Source organism: Protofrankia sp. CiP1_Cm_nod2 (assembly GCF_920664355.1).
In the GTDB taxonomy this organism is placed as follows: Bacteria; Actinomycetota; Actinomycetes; order Frankiales; family Frankiaceae; genus Protofrankia.
Genome location: NZ_CAKKTL010000173.1, coordinates 1 through 6,593, shown reverse-complemented (window position 1 = coordinate 6,593; position 6,593 = coordinate 1). Strand labels below are relative to the sequence as shown.

Genomic DNA, 6,593 nt, shown 5'->3' with positions numbered 1-6,593 from the left:
AGGCCGGCGACGGCCACAGCGACGGCGATGCCGGCCGCAGCGACGGCAGTGCCGGCCACAGCAATGCCGATAGCGGCAGTAGCGGTGACAGCGATACCGACAGTGATGGTAGCGGCGACGGGCAGGTAGGCGATGCCGGACGCCCGGGCTGCGTGCCAGCGCAGGGACCGGCGACCGTGGCCTCACGACCGCCGTCGGGAAGATCGGGGAACAGGAGCATCCGCGGCCCGGCCGGCTCCCGCCGGGGCCGGTTCGGCCGGCGGCGGCCGGCCAGGCACGGGCACCGTACCGAGCCGAACCTGTTGCGCTACATCCCCGGTGGCACCCCGGTGCACCGCCTGTGGGCCGGCACAAAACTGATCATCATGGCGCTGCTCGGCGTGCTGATCGCCGTACGGCCGTCCTGGCCGGTGATCGGAATGGTCGCGGGGTTCGTCGGCGTCTCCATGGTCGTCGCCCGGATCCCGGTCGGTGCCGCCCCGCGCCTGCCCCGCTGGTTCTGGTACGGCCTGCTGATCGGGGTGCTGCTCACCGCCCAGTCGCACGCGGCACCGTTCGTCACCGTCGGTGGCGTACAGCTGTCCGTCGGTGGCATGCTGGACTGGCTGCGGCTGACGTCGGCGTCCATGACGATGTTCGCCGCGGCCGCGCTGCTGGGATGGACCACACCGCTGTCGGAGCTGGCGCCCGCCCTGGGCCGACTGCTGGCGCCACTGCGCAGGCTGCGGCTGCCGATCGACGAGTGGGTCGCGACGGTGGCGCTGTCCATCCGCTGCCTGCCGCTGCTCGTGGACGAGATCCGCATGCTGCTCGCGGTCCGCCGGCTGCGCGTCGGGCCGCGGCCGCCCCGCCGCCGGCTGCCGGGCCGGCTCGCGGCGCTGCCGCTGCACGCGCGATCGGTCACCGAGCTGCTGTGCACGGCGATCGTCACCTGCCTGCGCCGGGCCGCGGAGATGACCGATGCGATCGCCGCCCGTGGCGGGTTCGGCGCGGTCGCGTATCAGCCGGCGCGCCCGCGGCGGGTGGACGCCGCGGCGCTCGCGGCCCTGGCCGGGCTGACCGTGGCGACCTTCCTGGTATAGCCCTTCCCTGGTACAGCCCGTCAGCGGTACAGCCCGTCAGCCCTTCCTGGCTGTGGCCCGCGCCTGTCCTGGCCGGCGGGAGCCCTTTTGTTCTGGCCGGTAGGAGCCCTTCCTTACCGGCCAGGACAGGCCTGCGCCTGCCCCTGCCGGCAGGTCGGGCCGGGAAACGCCCCGCCGTCAGCCGAGAAAGCTGTTGAGGCCGGCCTCCTGGGCCTGCGGATCCGCCTCGGACGTACCGGGCAACAGCTCCGTCAACGGGCGGGGCGGCCCGAGGTGGAATCCCTGGGCGTAGTCCACCCCGAGGTCACGCAGGGCCGGTGCCAGCGACTCCCGGTCGATGCTCTCGGCGATGGTGTACATGCCCAGGCAGCGGGCGACGCGGACCACCGCGTCCACCAGCACCGCGTCGGCCGGGGAGGTGTCGACGTGCCGCAGGAAGTCGCCGTCTATCTTGACGTTGGTGAAGGGCAGGTTCCGCAGGTAGACGAACGAGCCCAGCCCGACCCCGAAGTCGTCCAGGGTGAACCGGCAGCCCGCGCCGGTGAGGGCCTCGGCGAGCTGGCGCACCGCGTCCGGGGCTGCGACCGCCACGCTCTCGGCGATCTCGATACCGAGCTGGGACGGGTCGACCCGGGCTGCGCGCAGCTCGGACAGGACGAAGTCGGCGAAGCCTGTGTCCTCGACCGACCGGCCGGAGATGTTCACGTGCAGGCGCAGCCGCTCCCCTCGGGCGGCGACGGAGGCGAGCGTGGCCACCGTCTGCTGCACCACCCAGCGGTCCAGGCTCAGGACCAGGTCGCTGTGCGCGAGCACGCTCATGAACTCGGCCGGGCCGATCTCGGGATGCTGGCCGTCGTGCAGCCGCAGCAGCACCTCGTATCCCTGCACCTCGTGCGAGGCCAGGTCCACGATGGGCTGCACCTGGAGGGTCAGCAGGCCGGCGTCGAGGGCGTCCCTCACCCGCTGCACCATCAGGGCACGGCGGGTGAGGTACTCGTGCCGCTCCGCAGTGAACAGCTTGGCGCAGTTGCGCCCGGCGTCCTTGGCCTCGGCCAGAGCGAGCCCGGCATGGGCGAGCGCGGTGTCGCAGTCACCCACGGCCGACAGCGGCACGACGCCGACGCTGACCGTCACCCGCACCGCGAAACCATCCACCATGATCGTGTGCCGGGCGGCCTGCTCGCGCAGGGTGTCCGCGACGGCCAGTGCCTCCGGCCCGTCACCGCTGTGCAGGACCACCGCGAACTCGTCGTCACCGAGCCTGCCGATGACGGCGGCCGGGAGCGTCTCCACCAGGCGCTGGGCGACCGAACGCATCACCGTGTCGCCGACCGAGTGGCCACGCAGGTCATTCACGATCTTGAAGTTGTCGACGTCGACCAGCAGCAGCGCGCCGGTGCGGTCAACCCCGGCGGCCAGCCGCTCGGTCAGCAGGGCTGTCACCGCCCGCCGGTTGAGCACCTCGGTGAGCGGCTCGTGCACGGACGCGTGGGCGAGCTCGTGGCGTGTCCGGACCAGCTCGGTGACGTCGTGGGCCGTACCCATGATCCGGATCGGCGTGCCGGAGTCGTCGGTGAGGATGTCCCCCCGCCATTCCAGCACACACTCGGTCACCCGGTCGGCCAGGTACATCCGAGGGGTGACCTCGACCGGGGTGACGGTGGTGATCGCCTGGTCGAACGCGCTCTCGACCGTCGCCCGGTCGTCGAGGTGCACCAACGAGCGGAAGACGTCGTAGTCGACCGGGGTGTCCGTCGGATAGCCGAGCATGGCCAGCAGCTCGTCGGACCACTCCATCTCGTTGGTGACGAGGTCCCACTCCCAGATGCCGGTACGGGCGATCGTCTCGACGTGGCGCAGCCACCGCTCGCGCAGCCGCAGCGTCTCCTCCTCGTGGCGCCGCCCGGTGACATCGGTGATCTCGTAGAGGACGAAACTGTCGGCGGGCGGCTGCCCGGAGCCGGCGGGACGGTCGGCGATCAGAGTCCGGGCCCGGACCTCCAGCCAGTGGGTGGTGCCGTCCGGCGCCTGCCACTGGGCCTGCCGCTGGCCGGTGTCGGGGACGACCCCGGCCAGCGGCAGGCCGGCCTCGGCAACCGCCACGCGGGCGGAGTACACCGGATCGGCGTCCGGCCCGCCCCACGGGTACCCGCCACCCGCCGCGCCCCCCGGCTCCACGCCACCGTGCTCGGCGGCGTCAGCGCTGTCACGCCCAGAATGATCACGTACGGTACCGGCGACAGCGTCGTGCGCGGCACCACCGCCGGTGGCCACCAGATCGAGCAGGGCCCGGTTCGCCCAGACCACACGACTGTCTGACGTGACCACCAGTAGCCCGGTGGATACCACGTCAGCCACGGAGCCGGCCATGCTAGCGACCAACGGATCTCCTCGCGCCTGTCAGCCCGGTGCACATCTCGGCTGGTCACGCTATCTTCATGGATCGCATGGCCTTCCCGATCGCATGGCGAGTGTAGCGGCAGGCAGGTGCGCACAGAACGTCAGGCTGTGGTAGCGGGTGTGTCTTCCGACGCCCGGGAACTCCTGGCATCCAGCGACACGAAAAACCATGATCGTATCATCGTCGGCCCGTCCGGCTCATCGACGACAGCAGCTCATCGACGACAGCGGGCCGTCGGCAGCGCGCAGAACTATGATCGCGCCGCCTCCGGCCCGCCGTTGCGACTCCGCCGGCAGCGACGTCAGTCGTGGATCTGCTGGGCGAGATAGTGTGCCTCACCGAGCTGGGAGACCAGCTCGAGCTGGGCATCCAGCCAGTCGATGTGCTCCTCCTCGGAGGTGAGGATCTCCTCCAGCAGGACAGCGGATCCGACGTCGTCACGCGAGCGGGTCAGGACGATCCCCTCCCGCAGCAGGCCGCAGGCCTCGATCTCGTGCGTACGGTCGGAGTTGAGCTGCTCGACAGGTGTCTCGCCGACATGGAGCGTGTTCAGCCGCTGGAGGTTGGGCAGCCCGCCCAGGTACAGCACGCGATGCACCAGCTTGTCAGCGTGGCGCATCTCGTCGATCGACTCGTCGTAGGTGTGCTTGCCCAACCGCCGGTAACCCCAGTTGAGCTGCATCCGGGAGTGCAGGAAGTACTGGTTGACGGCCGTCAGCTCATTCGTGAGGACGCGGTTGAGCAGTTCGACAATCTCCGGGTCGCCCCTCACATGAAACCTCCGCTATGTCAGCCCGATGACACAACCGGACAGCCACGGCGGTAGTCCGTCAACAGTTCCTCGATCTCGTCGAGGCAGCCACCACAACCGGTGCCCGCGGCACAGACATCACCCACCTCGCCCGTGTCGCACGCGCCCGACTCAATCACGCCGCGCAACGTCCGCTCGGAGACAGCAAAGCACGAACAGACCAGCACCGCACCTCACCACGCTCTGGAGAGAGCACCTCGTCCCATATTCCGGAACCGACGGCCCACGGACGCCGCATACGGTCGGATCAATGACAGCAAGTGCTCGTGTCTAAGTTAAACCTTCCCTAATAAAAACGTGGCCTAAGAATCCCACAGGGACAGATCGGAGGCAAGCGGGGATGAGCGAGCACCACGTCACCACCCGGCCACAACAGGCCGATCACGGCCGCGGCGGAACCGGCCTGACATACGGACAGGCCCGGTAGCTCGGAAAACAGCGGCCGCCCAGCACGGGACGCGATTCCCGGAGAGATACGGATCACACCTGGCAGCAGCCAGGATCAGGCGCCCGGATACGGTATTGCAGTACGGTACGGTCCCGTTTCGTGAAGGAGGGCACAATGTGCTGTGGACCAACCAGGTAGGCCCATATTGTCCGATATCGTCAACCATTGCCCGATATGGGCCGAAAATTCGACGATCGGGTCAGTGACGAGCATAACCGCGTCTCTCCGCGCACGATCGGCCCATTACCCGTGACGACGGCCGACGCCCAGCCCGCGCTGCCCACGACCAGTGCCACGGCGGACAGCCGGCCCATGCCCGACGCCAGGCTCACGACCGGCGCCCCGGCCACCGGCGGCGCCCCGGCCACCGGCGGCGCCCCGGCCACCGGCGGGGCACGACGGGGGCGTCGCGCCCTCGGCACCGCCGGCTACGCGGCCACCCAGACCGTCCTGCTCGGCCTGTTGTTCATGGTCTACCGTTTCGGACGGCACATCGTCGACGGCCATCAGACCGAAGCGCTCTCGCACGGGGCCGCGGTATGGCAGATGGAACGCAGCCTGTACCTGCCCGACGAGGCAGCCGTCCAGCGGCTGGCCCTGCACTCCCACCACGTGACGATCCTGATCAACGAGTTCTATTACGCGGTCCACTTCCCCGCGGCGGTCGCGCTGCTCGTCTGGGTCTTCGCCTGGCACCGCTCCGCCTGGCCCAGGGCCCGCAATGTGATCATTATCGCGACAGGCATGGCCCTGGCGATCCACATCCTGTATCCGCTCGCTCCACCGCGCCTGCTGCCCATGACGATGACAGCTCTGATCGACACCGGCGCGATATTCGGCCCGTCGCCCTACGCCCAGGGCGACGGTTTCGCGAACGAGTACGCGGCCATGCCGAGCCTGCACATCGGCTGGGCCATCATCGAGGCATGGGTCGTGGTCACCGCCCTGCGCAGCCGGTGGCGTTATCTCGCCATCGCCCAGCCCGTGGCCACCACCGCCGTCGTCGTCGCCACGGCCAACCACTACTGGGTGGACGGCATTGTCGGCGCTCTGCTCGTCCTCCTGGCGGTGCAGGTCACCAGGTTGGCCCCGCAGGCCCGGATAGTCGCCGTGATGCGTCTGATGGTGACCCGCCGCTCGGATACCTGCGGGTCGCAGCAACCGTCCTGACCCGCTCCCGGCCGTCCCCCGGCCTGCCCTGCTCCTGCCCACGGGACGGCGGCGACTGCCGTGTGAGCCCCCGGGTCGAGGAGGCAGGCCCAGGATTTCCGGCCCAGGCGCCGGGCCGAGGGCCCAGGCCGGAGCGGCCCGCCGACGGGCAGCCCGAAAGGCAGACCGGAAGGCCCGGACCATCCGGCCTGCTCATCGAGGCAGGGCTGTGGCGGCTACGGGTGGCGGCTACGGAACGAGGGCGGAGATCTCCACCCGGCGGTTGGCGGCGCGCCCGGCATCGGTGGCGTTCGTCGCCAGCGGATGGTCCGAGGCGAACCCGGCGGCCCGCAGCTGATCCGCGGACACACCGTGGTCGGTCAGATAGGCGGCGGCGGCCCGCGCCCGCGCCAGTGACAGCGCCTCGTTGAAGGCGCGCGGCCCCCGTGCGTCGGTGTGCCCCGCCAGCAGGACGCCGAGCTCGTCCTCCCGCAGCAGCGCCGCGATCCGGTCGAGCTGGACGCGGTCGGCCTCGGTCAGCTCCGAGCTGCCCGTCGCGAAGGTGATCTGCCCCTCGGCGAGGACGCTGGCGAGCCGGCCGGCCAGCGACTGCGGCGTGGCCGCACCTGCCGCCGGCTGTGGCGCGGCCGTATCCGCCGCCGGTGCTGTCGCGGTCCCGCCGGTCGCTGGCACCGGCGCGGC

Annotated in this window: 6 protein-coding genes; 2 read left to right on the top strand and 4 right to left on the bottom strand. The window is 70.5% G+C overall.

Annotation, left to right across the window (positions count from 1 at the left end; translation table 11 throughout):
• On the top strand, positions 1 to 1,082 hold a 1,082-nt coding region (locus tag NBW84_RS17575), incomplete at its 5' end, for an energy-coupling factor transporter transmembrane component T family protein (RefSeq protein WP_250285819.1).
• 177 nt (positions 1,083 to 1,259) lie between these two features.
• On the opposite strand, the gene NBW84_RS17570 is transcribed toward NBW84_RS17575, so the two are convergent.
• The 3 genes from NBW84_RS17570 to NBW84_RS17560 form a co-directional block, all read right to left on the bottom strand.
• Positions 1,260 to 3,440, bottom strand: a complete 2,181-nt coding sequence (locus NBW84_RS17570) for a putative bifunctional diguanylate cyclase/phosphodiesterase (RefSeq protein WP_250285818.1) — start codon at positions 3,438 to 3,440, stop codon at positions 1,260 to 1,262.
• Positions 3,441 to 3,784: 344 nt separating this feature from the next.
• The gene (gene bfr / locus NBW84_RS17565; RefSeq protein ID WP_250285817.1) at positions 3,785 to 4,255 is read right to left on the bottom strand and encodes a bacterioferritin; all 471 of its coding nucleotides are present in this window, start codon (positions 4,253 to 4,255) and stop codon (positions 3,785 to 3,787) included.
• Positions 4,256 to 4,272: 17 nt separating this feature from the next.
• Positions 4,273 to 4,461, bottom strand: a complete 189-nt coding sequence (locus tag NBW84_RS17560; RefSeq protein ID WP_013874231.1) for a (2Fe-2S)-binding protein — start codon at positions 4,459 to 4,461, stop codon at positions 4,273 to 4,275.
• A gap of 530 nt (positions 4,462 to 4,991) precedes the next feature.
• Here NBW84_RS17560 and NBW84_RS17555 point away from each other — a divergent pair.
• Positions 4,992 to 5,912 carry a phosphatase PAP2 family protein gene (locus tag NBW84_RS17555; RefSeq protein WP_250285816.1) on the top strand — a complete coding sequence of 307 codons (921 nt, stop codon included), beginning with the start codon at positions 4,992 to 4,994 and terminating at the stop codon, positions 5,910 to 5,912.
• Between the two features lie 228 nt (positions 5,913 to 6,140).
• Here NBW84_RS17555 and NBW84_RS17550 read toward each other — a convergent pair.
• On the bottom strand, positions 6,141 to 6,593 hold a 453-nt coding region (locus NBW84_RS17550; protein ID WP_250285815.1), incomplete at its 5' end, for an OmpA family protein.